Annotated in this window: 15 protein-coding genes; 7 read left to right on the top strand and 8 right to left on the bottom strand. The window is 75.0% G+C overall.

Annotation, left to right across the window (positions count from 1 at the left end; genetic code table 11):
* Positions 1–2: 2 nt before the first annotated feature.
* Together AB0M80_RS35800 and AB0M80_RS35795 are read right to left on the bottom strand one after the other, a co-directional pair.
* The gene (locus AB0M80_RS35800; RefSeq protein WP_364573808.1) at positions 3–134 is read right to left on the bottom strand and encodes a hypothetical protein; all 132 of its coding nucleotides are present in this window, start codon (positions 132–134) and stop codon (positions 3–5) included.
* A 110-nt stretch (positions 135–244) separates the two neighbouring features.
* Positions 245–394: a hypothetical protein gene (locus AB0M80_RS35795; protein WP_364573806.1), complete on the bottom strand. Its 150-nt coding sequence runs from the start codon at positions 392–394 to the stop codon at positions 245–247.
* A gap of 177 nt (positions 395–571) precedes the next feature.
* Here AB0M80_RS35795 and AB0M80_RS35790 point away from each other — a divergent pair, with 177 nt between their 5' ends.
* The 3 genes from AB0M80_RS35790 (at position 572) to AB0M80_RS35780 (ending at position 5,387) form a co-directional block, all read left to right on the top strand.
* Positions 572–1,609, top strand: a complete 1,038-nt coding sequence (locus AB0M80_RS35790; RefSeq protein WP_364573805.1) for an NADPH:quinone reductase — start codon at positions 572–574, stop codon at positions 1,607–1,609.
* Positions 1,610–1,716: 107 nt separating this feature from the next.
* Complete coding sequence (locus tag AB0M80_RS35785; RefSeq protein ID WP_364573803.1) at positions 1,717–3,594, top strand: serine/threonine-protein kinase; 1,878 nt, start codon at positions 1,717–1,719, stop codon at positions 3,592–3,594.
* Positions 3,591–5,387, top strand: coding sequence for a serine/threonine-protein kinase (locus AB0M80_RS35780; RefSeq protein ID WP_364573801.1), 1,797 nt, complete (start codon positions 3,591–3,593; stop codon positions 5,385–5,387). Before AB0M80_RS35785 ends, AB0M80_RS35780 begins: the two co-directional genes overlap by 4 nt.
* Before the next feature lies 1 nt (position 5,388).
* Here the strand turns inward: AB0M80_RS35780 and AB0M80_RS35775 are convergent, their stop codons facing one another.
* Positions 5,389–6,348: an alpha/beta hydrolase gene (locus tag AB0M80_RS35775; protein WP_364573799.1), complete on the bottom strand. Its 960-nt coding sequence runs from the start codon at positions 6,346–6,348 to the stop codon at positions 5,389–5,391.
* Positions 6,349–6,452: 104 nt separating this feature from the next.
* Between AB0M80_RS35775 and AB0M80_RS35770 the strand changes: the two genes are divergently transcribed.
* Positions 6,453–7,481 carry a helix-turn-helix domain-containing protein gene (locus AB0M80_RS35770; protein WP_364573797.1) on the top strand — a complete coding sequence of 343 codons (1,029 nt, stop codon included), beginning with the start codon at positions 6,453–6,455 and terminating at the stop codon, positions 7,479–7,481.
* Between the two features lie 48 nt (positions 7,482–7,529).
* Here the strand turns inward: AB0M80_RS35770 and AB0M80_RS35765 are convergent, their stop codons facing one another.
* Positions 7,530–8,498: a TIGR01777 family oxidoreductase gene (locus AB0M80_RS35765; protein ID WP_364573795.1), complete on the bottom strand. Its 969-nt coding sequence runs from the start codon at positions 8,496–8,498 to the stop codon at positions 7,530–7,532.
* A 54-nt stretch (positions 8,499–8,552) separates the two neighbouring features.
* The gene (locus AB0M80_RS35760) at positions 8,553–9,155 is read right to left on the bottom strand and encodes a LysR substrate-binding domain-containing protein (RefSeq protein ID WP_364573793.1); all 603 of its coding nucleotides are present in this window, start codon (positions 9,153–9,155) and stop codon (positions 8,553–8,555) included.
* Positions 9,156–9,264: 109 nt separating this feature from the next.
* On the opposite strand from AB0M80_RS35760, the gene AB0M80_RS35755 reads away from it, so the two are divergent.
* Both AB0M80_RS35755 and AB0M80_RS35750 read left to right on the top strand, forming a co-directional pair.
* Positions 9,265–10,128 carry a universal stress protein gene (locus AB0M80_RS35755; protein ID WP_364573791.1) on the top strand — a complete coding sequence of 288 codons (864 nt, stop codon included), beginning with the start codon at positions 9,265–9,267 and terminating at the stop codon, positions 10,126–10,128.
* Between the two features lie 62 nt (positions 10,129–10,190).
* Positions 10,191–10,604: a hypothetical protein gene (locus AB0M80_RS35750; protein ID WP_364573789.1), complete on the top strand. Its 414-nt coding sequence runs from the start codon at positions 10,191–10,193 to the stop codon at positions 10,602–10,604.
* 58 nt (positions 10,605–10,662) lie between these two features.
* Here the strand turns inward: AB0M80_RS35750 and AB0M80_RS35745 are convergent, their stop codons facing one another.
* A complete protein-coding gene (locus tag AB0M80_RS35745; RefSeq protein WP_364573787.1) occupies positions 10,663–11,106 on the bottom strand; it encodes a DUF6294 family protein in 444 nt (147 codons plus the stop codon).
* A gap of 190 nt (positions 11,107–11,296) precedes the next feature.
* Between AB0M80_RS35745 and AB0M80_RS35740 the strand changes: the two genes are divergently transcribed.
* Entirely contained in the window at positions 11,297–13,423 is a 2,127-nt protein-coding gene (locus AB0M80_RS35740) for an AfsR/SARP family transcriptional regulator (protein WP_364573785.1), read from the top strand.
* Here AB0M80_RS35740 and AB0M80_RS35735 read toward each other — a convergent pair.
* Positions 13,410–13,769: an STAS domain-containing protein gene (locus tag AB0M80_RS35735; protein ID WP_364573783.1), complete on the bottom strand. Its 360-nt coding sequence runs from the start codon at positions 13,767–13,769 to the stop codon at positions 13,410–13,412. The genes AB0M80_RS35740 and AB0M80_RS35735 overlap by 14 nt on opposite strands.
* 143 nt (positions 13,770–13,912) lie before the next feature.
* Positions 13,913–16,546 (bottom strand): beta-galactosidase (locus tag AB0M80_RS35730; protein WP_364573781.1); only part of this gene is annotated, 2,634 nt, incomplete at its 5' end.

The following is a 16,546-nucleotide window of genomic DNA, read 5'->3' as shown; positions in this document are numbered from 1 at the left end:
GTTCAGGAGCCGGTGGCCGCCGAGATCCGCTCGACCACCTGGCGCGGGTCGATCCCCCAGCGCTCGGCGAGCTCCGAGATCGACGCTCCCGCCGCGTGTTCGGCAGCGATCAAGCTGTTGACGACGCCAGCCACCTACCACTCCTCGGTCACGGGTGTTCGAGCACCCGAGATGCTACATGTTCGTCGCGAATGTCGAATAACCTGCTGCACGTCGGCGCGCCGACCGCCGTTCCGGCGTCCGCTCACGGGCCGGTTTTCCCCGGCTCGAGCGCCGGATCCGGCGCATTCGCCTGCGCGCGCGTCGCGGTGAACACGGCGTCGAAGATCGGCGTCGGCTCACCGTCGTCGAGCCCCGGCTCCTCTTCCCCCGGGGTGCGCTTTTCCTCTCCCACGCGCCCAGTTTCTGCGACGGCCGCCGATTCCGCTCCGCCAACTCCGAAAATCGCCCGGCCGGGGGATCACCCCGCACCGCGCGGATTTCTCCCTTTCCGCGGCCGAAAAACGATTTCCCGTCGCGCATTTCCGCGGGTCCCGGGAATATCGCGGGCCCGCCGCGGATTGCACCCGGCATGAAAGCAGTCGTCTACCGCCGTCACGGCGGACCCGAGGTGCTGTCGCTGTCGGACCGGGCCGCGGCGGACCCAGGGCCCGGCGAGGTCCGCGTCCGGATCGTGGTGTCCGCGGTCAACCCGACCGACTGGAAGGCACGCAGCGGCCTGCGCGCCGAACCCGGCGCCGAAATCCCCGAAACGGTGCCCAACCAGGACGGCGCCGGCGTGGTCGACGCGGTCGGCCCGGACGTGACCGGCTTCGCCCCCGGCGACCGCGTGTGGCTGCTGCTCGCGGCCGCGCACGGGCCGTCGTCCGGCACCGCGCAGGAGTACACGGTGCTCCCCGCCGAGAAGCTGGTCCGGCTGCCCGACGGGGCCGGCTTCGACGAAGGCGCCGGGTTCGGCGTCCCGGGGCTGACCGCCCACCGGGCGCTCACCGTCGCCGAGGACGGGCCCACCCGGCTCGGCCCCGGCGCGCTGGACGGCCGCACGGTGCTGGTCAGCGGCGGTGCCGGGGCGGTCGGCAACGCCACGATCCAGCTCGGCCGCTGGGCCGGGGCGACCGTGATCGCGACCGTCAGCAGCGACGGGAAAGCCGCACTCGCCCGGGCGGCCGGCGCCCACCACGTGGTCCGCTACCCCGACCCGGAGCTCGCCGCCCGGATCCGCGAGATCGCGCCCGACGGCGTCGACCTCGTCGTGGAGGTCGCGGCCGGGGTCAACGCGGGACTGCACCCCCAGGTGCTGCGTCCCCGCGGCACGGTCGCCGTCTACGGCGACGACCGGGGCACCGGGACCGTGGCCCTGGACTTCGGGCCGAACTTGATGCTCAACGCGCGGTACCAGTTCCTGGTGCTCTACACGGTGGGCGCGGACAAGCTGCGAGCCGGCGCCGAAGACGTCACCGCGGCGCTGGCCGACGGCGCGCTGCGGCTCGGTGAAGACCGCGGTGTGCCGGTCCACCGGTTCCCGCTTTCCGACACGGCGAAGGCCCACATCGCCTCGGAAGAGGGCGTCACCGGCAAGGTGCTGATCGACGTCACCCCGGCCGGCTGACGGTCCGGGCCGGCCGGTTCCGTCGCGCCGGCCCGAACCGCGGCGGACCGGGACGTTCCCGCCCACCGGCGCGGCACCACGCTCTACGATCGCCCGCGGAGGTGGGTGTGGAGCCGTTGGGTGCGGGTGAGCCGGCGCAGGCCGGGCGGTACCGGCTGCTCGCCGCGGTCGGCGAGGGCGGGATGGGCCGGGTGCTGCTCGGGGTCGCCCCCGACGGCAGGCTGGCCGCCGTCAAGCAGGTCCACCGCCGGTTCGCGCACGATCCCGGGTTCCGCGAACGGTTCCGCCGCGAGGTCGAGGTCTCGCGGCTGGTGTCGGGCGCCTACACGGCGGCGGTGATGGACGCCGACGCGCACGCGCCGACGCCGTGGCTCGCCTCGGTGTTCGTCGCCGGGCCGTCCCTGCAGGAGGCCGTCGACGCGACCGGGCCACTGCCGCCGACCGCGGTGCGGCACCTGGCCGCCGGGCTGGCGTCGGCGCTGACCGGCATCCACCGGGCCGGGCTGGTGCACCGGGACCTCAAGCCGGGCAACGTCCTGCTCGCCGGCGACGGTCCGCGCGTCATCGACTTCGGCATCGCCCGCGCCGCCGAGGGCAGCACCGACCTGACCCACACCGGCGTCATCCTCGGCTCGCCCGCGTTCATGTCGCCGGAGCAGGCGGACGGCCGGCCGCTGACCCCGGCGAGCGACGTGTTCTCCCTCGGCGCGCTGCTGGTCCTCGCGGCCACCGGGCGCAGTCCCTTCGCCGGGGCGTCGGCACCGCAGTCGCTGTACAACGTCGTCCACACGCACCCGGACCTGCGTGCTCTCCCGCCCGAGATCCGCGCCCTCGCCGAACCGTGCCTCGCCAAGGACCCGGCCCGGCGGCCGACGCCCGCGCAGCTGCTCGAGTTCCTCGGGCCCCTGCCGCCGGTCCAGCGCCCGTGGCCGCCCGCCGTGCACGCCCTGATCGCGCGCCGGGAGGCCGAGGTGGCGGCCGTCGTGGCCAAGCCGCCGAAGCCGCGGCGGCGCGGCCTGCGAGCCGCGCTCGCCGCGACGGCGGCCGTGGTCGTCGTCGGCGGCGCGATCACCGCCGTGACCCTGCTGAACGGCGACGGCGGCGCGACCGCGGCTCCGGCGAGCAGCCCGGCCGCGCCCCCGGTGCCGGCGACGTCCGCGCCGAACCCCGACCCGCTCGGCCCGGACAAGCTGCGCGGCGTCGACGCGTGCCAGGTGCTGCCGTCGGTGCCCGGGATCGGGAAGCTCACCCCGAAGGTCGACGTCCAGCTCTTCTCCTGCACCTTCGAGACCCCGCAGCGCCAGTGGATGGAGCTGACGATCGGGGGCCCGGTGGCCGCCGGCGGCACGCCCGCCGGGGAGCTCGGCGGCCTGCCGCTGAGCCTCGACGAGAAGAGCGGCGGCTGCACGGCCTCGGTGCCGATCGTGGACCGCCCGGCCGCCACCATCGGTGTCGAAGCCGGCAACGTCGGGGTGGGCACGTTCGCCAAACCGTGCGACGCGGCACAGACCGCGCTCACCGAAGCGGTCGGCCGGCTCCGCGCCGGCAGCGCCGGCTTCCCGGCGGGGAGCCTCGCGCCGGTCGACCCCTGCGGCCTGGTCGCCACCGCGACCGCGCAGCGGATCGCCGGGCCGATCACCAAGGTGGAACCCCGCGGCCTGCACGAATGCCGCTGGACGGCGGGCGGCGACATCTCCGTGGCGCTCGAACGCGGACGCCCGCCCGTCCCGGCGAAGGAGAACTCCTACGACGCGGCCGGCACCGTCGACCTCGGCGGCGTCGCCGCGTACTTCACCGCGGACCAGATCAACCCCGCGAAGGTCGACTGCACCCTGACCTGGCCGCACCGGCCGGTCGACGAAGAAGCCTCGGAGAACGTCATCGTCCGCTACACCACTTCCGCCAGCACGCTCACCATCGAGCAGACCTGCCGCCAGGTGCAGGACTTCGCCAAGGCGGTCCGCTCCGGGCTGCCGAAGCCGTGAAGCCGCTGGAGCCGGGCGAGGCCCGGCACGCCGGGAAATACCGCCTGGTCGCCGAACTCGGCGAGGGCGGCATGGGCCGCGTCCTGCTCGGCGTGGCCCCCGACGGCAGGCTGGTCGCGCTCAAGCAGGTGCACGCGGAGTTCGCGCGCGACCCCCGCTTCCGCGCCCGGTTCCGGCAGGAAGTGCAGGCGTCGCAACGGGTTTCCGGCGCGTTCACCGCCGCGGTCATGGACGCCGATCCCGACGCCGAAACCCCTTGGCTCGCTTCGGTGTTCGTCACGGGACCGTCACTCAAGGAAGCCGTCGAAGCGACCGGGCCGCTGCCGGTCGAGGCGGTCCGCCGGCTCGCCGTCGGGCTGGCGACCGCGCTGATCGAGATCCACCGGACCGGCCTGATCCACCGGGACCTCAAGCCCGGCAACGTGCTTCTGACCGGCGACGGGCCCCGGGTGATCGACTTCGGCATCGCCCGCGCCACCGAGGGCGGCGCCGAGCTCACCGGCACCGGCGGCATCGTCGGCTCGCCCGCGTTCATGTCCCCCGAACAGGCCGAAAGCCGACCGCTGACCCCGGCGAGCGACGTCTTCTCCCTCGGTGGCCTGCTGGTGATGGCGGCGACCGGGCACGGCCCGTTCACCGGCTCGACGACGGCGCAGATGCTCTACAACGTCGTGCACGCGGTCCCCGAGCTGACCGGGGTGCCGCCGGAGATCCGCGCGCTCGTCGAGCCGTGCCTGGCCAAGGACCCGGCCCGGCGGCCGGCGCCGCAGCGGATCCTCGACTTCCTCGGCCCGGTGGCGCCCGGGATCCGGCCCTGGCCGGACGCCGTGCACCGGCTGATCGAGTCGCAGGACACCGCCGTCCGCACCGCGCTGGCGTGGCCGGTGGCCCAGCCCGTGCCCGCGCCGCCGCGGCGGCGCCGCTGGGTGCCGGTCGTGGCGGTGCTGTCGGCCGTCGCCGCGCTCGCGGCGGGCAGCCTGATCGCGCTGAAGGTGTCCGGCGCCGACGCGGACGCCGCCTCCCCGGGCGCGAACCTCGACCCGACGAGCCTGGAGACGCTGCGGCGCACGGACCCCTGCAAGGTGCTGGACGACGTGACGGTGCCCGACGCGGGAAAGCTCCGCGCGGACCGGGGCTCCCTCTACTTCGACCGCTGCGACTACCGGACGCGGTCGGGCGCGACGATCTCCGTCAAGCTGGGCGACCGCATCTACGTCGAAGGCGGCCGGCCGGCCGAGGACCTCGACGGCAGGCCGGTGCTGTTCACCGAGATCAGCGGCAGCACGTGCGACGCGAGCATCCAGCTCCCCGCCCAGCCCGAGCTCGGCGTGACGGCGCTGGCCAAGACGTGCGGCCTGGCGAAGGCCACGCTCGGCAAGGTGCTCGAACGCGTCCGCGGCGGCGCCGCGTACGACCTGCCGCCCGGCACGCTGCTCGCGGTGGACCCGTGCGCGGTGCTCGACAAGACCGCCGCGGCGCAGCTCCTCGGCCCGGTCCGCCAAGTCGTGCTCACCCGGCTCCGCGAGTGCGAGTGGACGGCCGCGACGTCGCTGAAGCTGACTTTCGAGAAGCTGACGGTGGCTCCGGAGACCGGCACCCCGGCCGACCTCGGCGGGGTCACCGGCACCCGCCGCGAAGCCGGCGACAGCTGCACGCTGACGTGGAACCACCGCCGGTTCGACGCGACGCAGGCGGAGCACGTCCGGATCCTCGCGACGAAGACCGGCGGCGGCGCCTGCGACGCGGCGGTGGCGTTCGGCCGGGCCGTGGCCGGGAAACTGCCGAAGCCCTGACTCAGCCGGTGCTCACCCGGAGGCCGCGGCGCAGCGCGTCGGCCTCGTCGGCGAACATCCGGCGGGAGATCGCCGCGGTCTCCACCATCCCCGATCCGTGGAACGTACCCGGGTAGTGGCGGAGCTCGGTCTGCACGCCGGCGTGCGCGAGCCGTTGCGCGTACTGGATTCCCTCGTCGCGCAGCGGGTCGAACTGGCAGGTCGTCACGAACGCGGGCGGCAGCCCGGCCAGGTCGGTCGCGCGGGCCGGGGCGGCGTAGGGCGAGACGTCGGCGCCACCCGGCGTCGTGCCGAGGTAGCTGGTCCAGCTGAAGACCGCGTTGGGCCGGTTCCAGACCGGGGTGTCGGTGTAGGCCTGCATCGACGGCGTGTCCAGCCGGTCGTCCAGCTCGGGGATGCCGAGGTACTGGAAGCACAGCGTGGGGCCACCGCGGTCGCGGGCCAGCAGCGCCACCGCGGCCGACAGGCCGCCGCCGGCGCTCTCGCCGGCCACGCCGATGCGGGCCGGGTCGATGCCGAGCTCGGCGGCCTTGGCCTCGACCCAGATCAGGGCCGCGTAGCAGTCCTCGACCGGCGCCGGGAACGGGTGCTCGGGCGCCAGGCGGTAGTCCACCGAGACGATGACGATCCCCAGCTCGTCGACCAGCCGGACCAGCTGCGCGTCGAACATGTCCAGGTCGCCCATGACGAACCCGCCGCCGTGGATGTAGAGCAGGCCGGGCACGGCATCCGTGCGGTCGCCCGGCGAGTAGACGCGCACCGGCACCTCGGGCGCGTCGGACGGGCCGGGGACGGCCGTGTCCCGGACGTCGACGGGGTTCACCGGCTCGTAGGCCGGGAGGATGTTCCCCAGTTCCGCCAGCGAGGACCGCGCGGCCAGCAGGGACTCGTGGTCGGTCAGGGTCACCGCCGGCAGCATGTCCAGCCAGGGCACCAGCTCGGGATCGATCGCGTAGGTCATGGTTCGATGATGGGCCGCCGGCCGTGACCCCGGCCACCGCCACGCGGCGGGCGTTGCCGGGCCGGAGCTCGCCATCCGGCGGCGGGCGCGCCTATCGTGACGGCATGAAAGGCCTGCTGCTGCGGCTGTCCGGGCTCGACGCCGATGCCGAGAACGCCGTGCGCGTGATCGGGTTCTTCGACCGCCTGATCACCGGCCGCGCCGGCTTGGACGCCCTGGTGCGCAGCACGGCCGAGCTCGCCGGCTGCCCGGTCGGCGTACACGCGCCCGGCCAGGGCCTGTCCCTGCGCGCGGCCGCCGGAGCGGACGTCGTGACGCCCGGACCGGCGCCCGCGGGAGCCGCCACGCGCGAGCTCGAAGGCGGGGTGGTGGTGTGGGTGGCCCGGGCCGGCCCGCCGCTCCCGCTCGACGACATGCTGCTGGAGCGGTTCGCGATCGCCACCGCGGTCCTGCTGGAGCATTCCGGCGTGCCGCGGCCCGAGCTCGGGGACCCGGCCCTGGTCGAGCTGGTGCTGTCCGAGGACGTCGGCACGGCCGAGCGGTCGCGGGCCCTGCATCTGCTCGGCGTCGGCCCGGCGACCCGGCTGCGCGTGCTGGCGGGCACCGGCCTCGACGCGCTCGCCGGGCGGTCGGCACTGCTGGGCCGCGTGCGGGCGGTGCTGGCCACCGGCGAGGGGCCCGGCCCGCTCCCGGACGGCAGCCGGGCGGGGATCGGCCCGGAACTGCCGGCCATCGACGTGGCCCGCTCCTGGGCGGCCGCCCGGACCGCACTGCGGTTCACCTCGGCCGCCGAGCCGGTGGTGTGGTGGGAGCGGCTCGGCGGCCTGGCCGCGCTCGACGGCCAGCTCGGCCAGGCGGACCTCGCCGAGCTGGCCGACGTCCGCGCGCTCGACCGGCTGGCCGGCGAGCCCCACGGCGAGGACACCCTGGCGGCGCTCGACGCGCTGTGCGCGACGGGGTCGGCACGCAAGGCCGCGGCGGTGCTGCACCGCCACCACAGCACGATGCCCGCCCGGCTCGCCCGCGCCGAAGCCGTCCTCGGCTTCGACGTCGACTCCCCCGCCGGCCGGTTCCGGCTGCACCTCGCCCTCATGCTGCGCCGGCTGCGGGACAACGACACCGGGCTCAGCTGACCGTCCTCAGCTGCCCGTCCTCAGTGGACCGTCCTCAGCTGACCGTCCTCAGTGGACCGTCCTCAGTGGACCCTTCGTCCGGTGCACCAGGTCCTCGGCGGCCGCGGGCCAGTCCGGGTGGTCGAACGCGAACCCCGCTGCGAGCAGCCGTCCCGGCACCACGCGGCGGCTCTTCAGCAGCAACTCCGTGTCACTGCGGAGCAGGAACGCTCCGATCTCCGCCAGCCACCTCGTCGCCGGCAGGCCGAACGGCACCCCCGCGGCCGCCCGCAACGCGCGCAGGAAGTCGCGGTAGGGCAGCGGTTCCGGAGCCGCCAGGTTCACCGGCCCGCTCAGGTCGTCGCGCGCGACGAGGAAGTCGATCGCCCGGAGCAGGTCGTCCTCGTGGATCCACGACAGGTACTGCGCGCCGCCCGCGACCGGGCCGCCCAGCCCCAGCCGGGCCAGGCGCAGCAGCATTTCGAACGCGCCGCCGGGTTCCGGGCTCATCACCATCGCCGTCCGCAGCGCGACCTTGCGGGTGTGCGGGGTGGCGGCCAGCTGTTGCTCGCGCTCCCACGCCTTGGCGATGTCGACGCTGTAGGCCCAGTACGCGGGCACGTCCGGCTCGTCACCCCCGAGGACGCCGGTGGTTTCGTCGTTCGGGACGTCGTGGGTGTGGGCGTAGATCGTCGCCGTGCTCATCTGCAGCCAGACCCGCGGCGGCCGCGCGGCGCGGGCGATCGCGCCGCCGACGACGCGCGCTGAGTCGACGCGCGAGTTCATCATCTCCCGCAGGTTCGCCCGGGTGTACCGGCAGTTCACCGACCGGCCGGCCAGGTTGACCACGACGTCGCTGCCGTCGATCTCCCGGGTCCACGGCCCGGCGCTGCGCCCGTCCCACCGGATGTACCGCACCCCCGGCTCGGGCCCGGTCTCCCGCCGGGTCAGCACGACGACCTCGTGCCCGTCTCCGGCCAGCGCGCGGCTCAGCACCCGCCCCAGGTGGCCCGTGCCACCCGGTATCACGACCTTCATGGATCCCCCTTCGGCTCCGCCCCGCACCCACCATACCGGAAGAGTTGAACACGTTCAAATATCGTCGGTCCCCGCGATGAGGTCGAGCAGCGTCCGCAGCGCGCGGCTCGGCGGCTTGGCACTCGCGGTGATGAGGTTGAGCGGCCAGTCCAGCCCGGCACCGGCCAGCGGCAGCACGGTGACGTCCGGCTCGTCCGGCGCGGGCGTGTCGGGGACGACCGCGACACCGAGCCCGGCCCGGACGTAGCCGGCCACCGTACGCCGGTCGGCGACCTCGACCGTGACCCGCCGCGGCGCACCGAGGGCGTCGAAAGCCCGGTCCAGGACGACGCGGTTGCCGAACCCTCGTGGCAGGTCGATGAAGGATTCGCCGTCGAGGTCGGCGAGCCGGACCGCGCGCCGCGCCGCCAGCCGGTGAGCCGACGGCAGCAGGGCGACGAACGGCCGCGTCTCGACCCGCAGCACGGCCAGCCCGGCGAGGTCGGCCTCGGGCAGGCCGACCAGCGCGGCGTCGAGCCGGCCTTGGCGGACCTCTTCGGAAGATCCCCGGCGCGTGCACGCGAGCCACCGAAGACGATGTGGTGGTCGCGCCGTGCTGACCGCGGGGGCGGCGGTGGGGCGGCGACCGCCGGGGGCCGGGCCCGAGTCCTCGACCACCAGCGGCCCCGGTCTACCCGACGCGACGAACGGCCTGCTCAGCGGCGCACGCCGCCTCGGACATTCACAACGGCCCCGCCCGCGACCGCGCGCGCCTACAGTCTTGAGGATGACCGCCGCCGCCGGATCGCCGATCGTTGCCGGGGTGGACGGGTCGGCCGAGTCGCTCGACGCCGTCCGCTGGGCCGCGCGGACCGCCCGCCTGCGGGCGGCGCCGCTGGAGATCGTGCACGCCCTCGACGTCCCGGCCCTGCTCGCGGGCGGGGTCGTGCCACCGCCGGAGGAGATGGTGGACGCCTTGCGTGCCCGGGGGCGGCGCGCGCTGCGGACCGCGCAGGAGCTCGCCGCCGCGCAGGGCGTACCGGACGCGGTCACCCGGCTCGATCCCGACCGCGCCGCCCAGGCGCTGATCGGGGCCTCGCGCTCGGCCGCGCTGCTCGTCGTCGGGTCGGCCGGGCACGGCAGGCTCACCAGCCTGCTCGCGGGGTCGGTCGCCGCCGCCGTGGGCACCCACGCCCGCTGCGACACCGTCGTCGTCCGCGGAGACACCTGGGACGAGCCCGGCGCGGCCGCGCGGCCGATCGTCACCGGCATCGACGGCAGCGAAGCCGGCGCGCGGGTGCTGGCGACCGCCCTCGCCGAAGCCCGCGCCCGCCGCGCACCGCTGCTCGTCCTGCACGCCTGGGCCGACAGCCCGCCACCGCACCGGGACCCGCGGTGCGTCACCGAGGCCGGGCGCCGGCTGCTCGACGAGCGGGTCCAGGCCCACGACACCGGTGACGTCGTGGTCGAGCAGATCGTGGTCCACGCCCACCCGCGGAAGGAACTCCTCGAGCGCAGCGGCACCGCTCAGCTGGTCGTCCTCGGCGACCGCGGCCGCGGCGGGTTCCCGGGCCTGCTGCTCGGCTCCACGGGGCAGGCCCTCCTGCACCACGCCGCCTGCCCGGTCCACCTGGTGCGCACCACCGCGTGAAGGGAAGCGGAACGGAAGCGGGACCGGGCAGGATGACGGGCGACGCGAGTGGGAGGAAGAAGATGAAGACTGCGGTGAAGGCCGCGCTGGTGGCCGTGCTGGCCGGCGCGACGGTGCTGGTGAGCCCGGCGCAAGCGGCCACGATCGTCCAGCGGACGGCCCTCTGCCACGCGGGCGGGTTCAGCGGCACGTTCACCCTCCGGTACGAGACCGTCGGCGGCGACCACCGCATGCTCGGCGGGTACACCACGTCGGGGCCGTACATCGGCGACGTCGCGGGCACGGTGTCCCTGCGGATTTCCTACCGCAGCGGATCGACGACGCACACGGTGTACTCCCAGTCGTCGGCGACGACCGGGAGTACCACCTTCACGATGCCGGCGGCCACCACCGTGCCGGTCACCTCCATGGGCACGGCATCGACGACGTTCGACAACGGCGCGGCGTCCTGCACCGCGACGGTGCCGATCAGCTGAAAGCCGGCACCGCCCTGGGCCCCGCGCACCGGGGCCCAGGGCGGTTCTCTCCCCCCGGTCAGCAGTTCGAGTGCTGGATGGTCTTGAAGATGTCGACCGCGCCGAACAGCGCCGCGTCGTAGGTGAAGTGCTTGCTCCAGAAGTAGCGCGGCGGCGGGTTGCCGTCGTTCATCCGCGGGCTGTCGAACGTGCCCGCCGAGAACAGCTTCGTCCCGGCCGTGGTCTTGAAGTCGAAGCCGGAGTGCCAGACGTCGCCGGAGTGGGTCTGGTAGGTCAGCGTGGTCGCGCTCCAGTCGCCCGTGCCGTCCGACCGGATCACCATGGTCCCGTTGTCCTGCTGGCAGTCGCCGACGTGCAGCTGACCCCAGGTCGCGCTCTTCACCTCGAGCACCGCCGCGCCGTGCGCCGGCGCGGCCTGGGCCGCCGGAGCCGCCATCAGCACCGCCGTCCCCGTCGCCGCGGCGGCGAGAACCGGTGCGAGACCTCGAATCGTGCGTTTCATGGACTTCCTCCCGAAGAACCGGTGGCTGCGGACCTCTCCGGTCCGCGGCTGCCGAGCCTGGCAGCGCCCGGCGACAATCCGTCGACAATTCGTCGACGGACGTTCAACCGGGCGTAGGACGTATCCCGGGGCGCCCGGCGCGCTCCTGTACGCCGGAGCGCGCGGGATACCGCGTCGCGGAGGGGCGGGCATGGGCGGGGTGGACGGGGTGTACTTCGAGGTGCTGGGACCGTTCGAAGTGCGGCTGGACGGCGAGCCGCGGGACGTCGGGGGCCCGCGGCTGCGGATCCTGCTGGCGGTACTGGCGGCGGAAGCGGGCCGCGTGGTCAGCGTCCCCGCGCTGAGCCGGGCGCTGTGGGGCGAGCGGGCGCCCGCGCACGCCGACCGCACCGTGCGGACGTACCTCTCGCGGCTGCGCGGCGCGGTGGATCCCGGGCTGATCCTGACCCGGCCGCCGGGGTACGCCCTGCACCTGGCACCGCAGGCCCTCGACGCCGCGCGGTTCGAACAGCTCGCCGCCGAGGGACAGCGGGAACTGGCCGCCGGCCGGCCGGCGGCCGCGCGGGAGCACCTGGCTGCCGCGCTGGCCCTGTGGCGTGGCCACGCCTACGAGGAGTTCGGCGCCGTCGAAAGCCTGGCCGCGGAAGGGATGCGGCTCGACCGGCTCCGCCACAACGCCGTCCAGGACCGGATCGACGCCGACCTCGCGACCGGCGAAGACACCGGGCTGATCGCCGAGCTGGAGGCGCTGACCGCCGCGTACCCCGGGCACGAACGGCTGTGGGCGCAGCTGATGACGGCGCTCTACCGGGCCGGACGCCAAGGCGACGCGCTCGAAGCGTTCCGCCGGGCCCGGCACGGCCTGATCACCGCAGCCGGGGTGGAGCCCTCACCGGTGCTGGCGCAGGTGCACCGCCGGGTGCTCGCCCACGACCCGGCGTTGCTCGCGGCCCGGGCCGCGGCCGTGGCGACCGCCCCGGACGACGCGCTCGCCGCGGGCGAGCACGCCCTGCTCGAGGACGGCGACCTGCGGACCGGCCGGGAACACTTCGAAACCGCCTACCTCCGGGCGGAGCGGGCCGGGGACGCCGACGCGCTCGCCCGCGCGGCCCTCGGCCTGGGCGGGCTGTGGGTGCACGAGCACCGGACGGCCGCCGCGTCGGCGTCGCTGCTGACGCGGCTGCGGTACGCGCTGGAGCGGGTGGATCCCGCCTCGACGCTCGGCCACCGGCTCCAGGCCCGGCTCGCGGCCGAACTGGACTACGAACAGGGCACGCACGACCGGATCCTGGCCGCGGCCGACCGGACGCGGGCAGCCGGCGATCCGGTCTCGCACGCCGAAGCGCTGAGCCTGGCCCACCACTGCCTGCTCGGCCCGGACCACACCCGGGTGCGGCGCGAGCTCGCGACGGAACTCGTCGGCGTGAGCGGCCGTTCGGGGCGGCGCACCGACCTGGTGATGGGCGTGCTGTGGGACACCGTCGACCTCTTCCTGGCCGCGGACCCGCACGCCGAACGGCGGCTCGGCGAGCTCGAAGACCTGCTGGCCGCGCGGAAGCACCTGGCGGCGGGGTTCGTGGCCGACGCGCTCCGGGTGATGCTGGCCATCCGTGCCGGCCGGTTCCGCGAGGCCGAAACCGGTGCGCAGGCCTGCGCCGAGCTCGGGCAGGCCGCGGGCGATGCCGACGCGCTCGGCTGGTACGGCGCCCAGCTGGTGGCGATCCGCTGGTTCCAGGGCCGGCTCGGCGAACTCGTGCCGGTGCTGGACGGGCTGATGCACTCGCCGACGCTGAGCCCGATCGACAACTCGTACTACGCGGCGCTGGCGGTGGCCGCCGCGTCGGCCGGGGACCGGCGCACGGCGGCGGGGGCATTGGCGCGGCTGTGCGGCGACGACCCGGGGGCGCTGCCGCGGTCGAGCACGTGGCTGACTTCCCTGTCCGGCGCCGCGGAAACCGCGTACCTGCTGGACGACCGCGCCACGGCGGCGCGGATCCACGAGCTGCTGGAGCCGTTCGCGCACCTGCCCGTGATGGCGAGCCTGGCCGTCGCCTGCTTCGGCTCCGTCCACCACCCGCTGGGCACGACGGCCCTGACGGCCGGCGACCCGGACCGGGCCGTGACGCACCTGCGAGCCGCCGTCCGGCACAACCTCGCCCTGGCCCACTGGCCGGCGGTGGTCTTCTCCCGCCGCCGCCACGCCGAAGCCCTGCTCCGCCGCGGTGGACCGGGCGACGCCGCGGCCGCGGACCGTGAGCTGGCCGCGGCCGAGGAGGAGGCCCGGACGTTCACCGGACCGCCGGTCACCGGGCGATGAGCTGCTCCTGCCGGCCCTCCAGCCGGAACAGCGGGGCGACCGCGGCGAGCTCCAGTGCGCGCCGCACGACCCCGGACGGCTTCAGCACCAGGTCGATGCCGGCGTCGGCGCAGCGGGCCCGCAGCCGGCCCAGCGAGGCCACGCCCGTCACGCCGCAGAAGCCGACCCCCAGCAGGTCGACGACCAGCCGCTGCGGCAAGGCGGCCACGGCCCGGTCGAGTTCCTCGTCGAAGCGCGGCCGCGTGGCCATGTCGATCTCACCGGTGACCGTGACCCGCAGCGTCCCCGGCCGGGGCTCCGCGGTCGTCGCGGTCAGCAGCAGGGAGGACAGGTCGTGGGCACTCATGGAGGGCTCCTTCCACGCGGTGTCGGCTGCAGGTGATCACTTCCTACCCCCGCTCCGCCGGAACCAAACGCGGGCCTCTTCCGTCCGCCACGGACGGCTGAAAAGCCCGCGCCCGCACCAAGGCCTTGCGCACGGCACCGGAGTTACGGGCGGGGGTGCCAGGCCGGTGAGGAGACCGGCCGGACCGGGACGCCGCCCCGGGCCGACCCGAGGTCGGTGAGCGCGACCCGTTCCAGGCCGTTGCCCGGCCCGCCTTCGCTGGTCACCGCCAGTGCGAGGGTGTTGCGGCCGTGCGGGTCGAGAAGCCCGTCCGGCAGGACGAACGTGTGCTGCGGGCCGACATCCCCGATGTACTGGCCGACGTTCCAGCCGTTGAGGAAGACCAGCACCCGGTAGTGGCCGCCGGACCGGGGCCGGGCCGGGTCCCCGATCGTCAGGCCCACCGACGTGTCCTGTCCCCGGGGGACCCGCAGCGAGAACGTCGTGCGGTACCACGTCGTGCCCGGCGAAGCGGTCGCCGCGGGGACTTCCGCCGGAGCCCAGGTGCGGTCCGGGAAGCCCGGCAGGTGCCAGCCCGCACGTTCGCCGGCGAGACCGCCGCTGTTCAGCGGACCGCGCACCGGGTCCGCCGTCCCGCCCTGGATCTTCCACGCCACGCCGGTCAGCGACGAGGAGATCAACCCGCGCCCCTCCTTGTGCGCGTCGTTGACGCCGCCGTCTTGGTTGTGGCCGTTGTTCCGCACCATCACCGACAGCACGTGCGGGCCGTCGCCGCGCAGCCCTTCGGGCACCGTGAACGCCGCGGTGCCGGTCGTCGGCGGCGCGGCCAGCGCGGACGGCAGGACGTGCTGGCCGAGGTACTGCCCGTCCAGCCACGCCTGGAGCAGCCCGGCGCCCCCGCCGCCGTAGCGGAGACTGAGCTGCTCCCCCGGCGTTCCGGTGAACCGCCCGCGGTACCAGACGTCGCCGGTGCCGAAACCGTAGTCGTCGGCCGTCAGCACCGGCTGCCCCGCCGGCGGCGGGGTGGTGCTGTGCGTCGTGGTCCGGTCCGCGGCCGGCCAGGCCGAGTCGTCGTACCCGGGTTCCGCCTCCGGGGAGCCGGGGGCCGCGCGCCAGCCGGTGAGTTCGGGCAGCCGCGGGTCGGCGGGTCCGGGCAGCGGCCGGAAGGCGAGCAGGCTGCCCGACGCGGTGGGCCGCATCGGCACCGGGATCCCGTTCCAGAGGACCACCGGGCCGCGGGCGCCCCACACCTCGAGGTCCCGCGGCGCCTTCGTGTCCCCGGTGAGCGCGGTCCACCGGCCGCCTTCGGCCGTGCGCACCAGATCCGGCCCGCGCACGAGCAGGCCGGAGACCGGCCAGAACGTGTCGGCGGTGGCGTCGTCGGCGAGCAGCAGCGTGACGGCCGGGCGGCCGCCGCCGCTGATCCGGACCCGCGCGAGCCCGTCGTGGCGGTAACCCAGGCGCAGGTCGTTCCCGGTCCAGGTCGTCGTGACGTCCCCGGAGAGGACGTCGACGCGCGGCCGCGTCGCGTACCGCAGCACCGTCTCGCCGTCCTCCCCCGGCCGGCCGTGCAGCAGCACGGTACCGGCGGCCTGGGCCATCAGCTCCGACGTCGAGTACACCAGGTGCTGACCGGCGACGTCGAAGTTCGCCACCAGGTACTTGGCGTCCTGACCGGTCAGCCGGACCGGCACCGTGTAGTCACCGTCCGCTGTGGACAGGGGGAAGGTGAAGGCGTCGTCCGTCGTCGCGCTGGACGGCGAATGCACCGGCAGGTAGAAGTGCACCCCGGTGTCCGGGTTGACGTTGTGGTAGACCTTCACCGCGGCCGACGACGGCGTCACGGGCGCCCCGCGGTCCATCTTGGCCAGGTCCGGGACGGTGGCCAGGAACGAGCCCAGCTCCTTCATCGTCAGGGCCTTCGGCCGCAGCTGACGTCCTTCGTCGATCGCCGCGCCGTAGTCGTAGGAGCTGTAGACCACCGGTGCCGGGAGCCGGCCCCAGGAGGTGCCGCCGAAGGTCATGTAGAAGTTCTGGATGGTCAGGCCGTTCGCCAGGTTGGTGCCGTAGAACACCCGCTCGTAGCCCGGTCCCTGCCGGACCGCGGTGCACGGGTAGGTGCCGTTGCTGCCCCAGTAGTCGAACCACCCGCCACCGAACTCGGCGACGAACCCGGGTGTGTCCGGCGACGCGCTCGCGCCGCCCTTCGCCCCGCCCGGCCCGTAGAGGCCCCAGTCCGGCGCGGCGTTCGGGCTGCCCGGCGTCGCGTCGGTCCGGCAGGTGCCGCCCGGGTAGCCGTCGAAGGCGTAGAGGTCGACCTTGCCCGGCACGGTGCCGGGCACGCCGGAGCCCGGTGGCACCCAGATGCCGTTGCGGCCCTTGTCGTTGTGGAAGATCGGGACGGCGATGCCGTCGGCCCGTACCTTGTCGTAGAGGTGGGCGATGTAGTTCTGCTGGGCCACGCCGGTGGCGGCCAGTTCGTTCTCGATCTGGTAGAGGACCACGGAGCCGCGGCCGTCGGTGTACTGGTGGCGGGCGATGATCCGGTCGATCGCGGTCAGCCACTCGTCGGCCGCGGCCAGGTAGTCCGGCGCGTCGCTGCGGGCCCGCCCGGCCTGCGTGTTCAGCCACGCCGGGAAGCCGCCGCCGGTGACCTCGGCGTTGATGTACGGCCCGGGCCGCGCGATGACGTACAGCCCCGCCTCGGCGGCGAGGTCGAGCACGCGGTCCATGTCGCGGACGCCGGTGAAGTCGTAGACCCCCGGTGCGGGCGAGTG

This window comes from Amycolatopsis sp. NPDC051045 (assembly GCF_040682955.1).
Classification (GTDB): domain Bacteria; phylum Actinomycetota; class Actinomycetes; order Mycobacteriales; family Pseudonocardiaceae; genus Amycolatopsis.
Note: the sequence above shows the minus strand (reverse complement) of the source record. Positions and strands in the feature narration are given on the sequence as shown.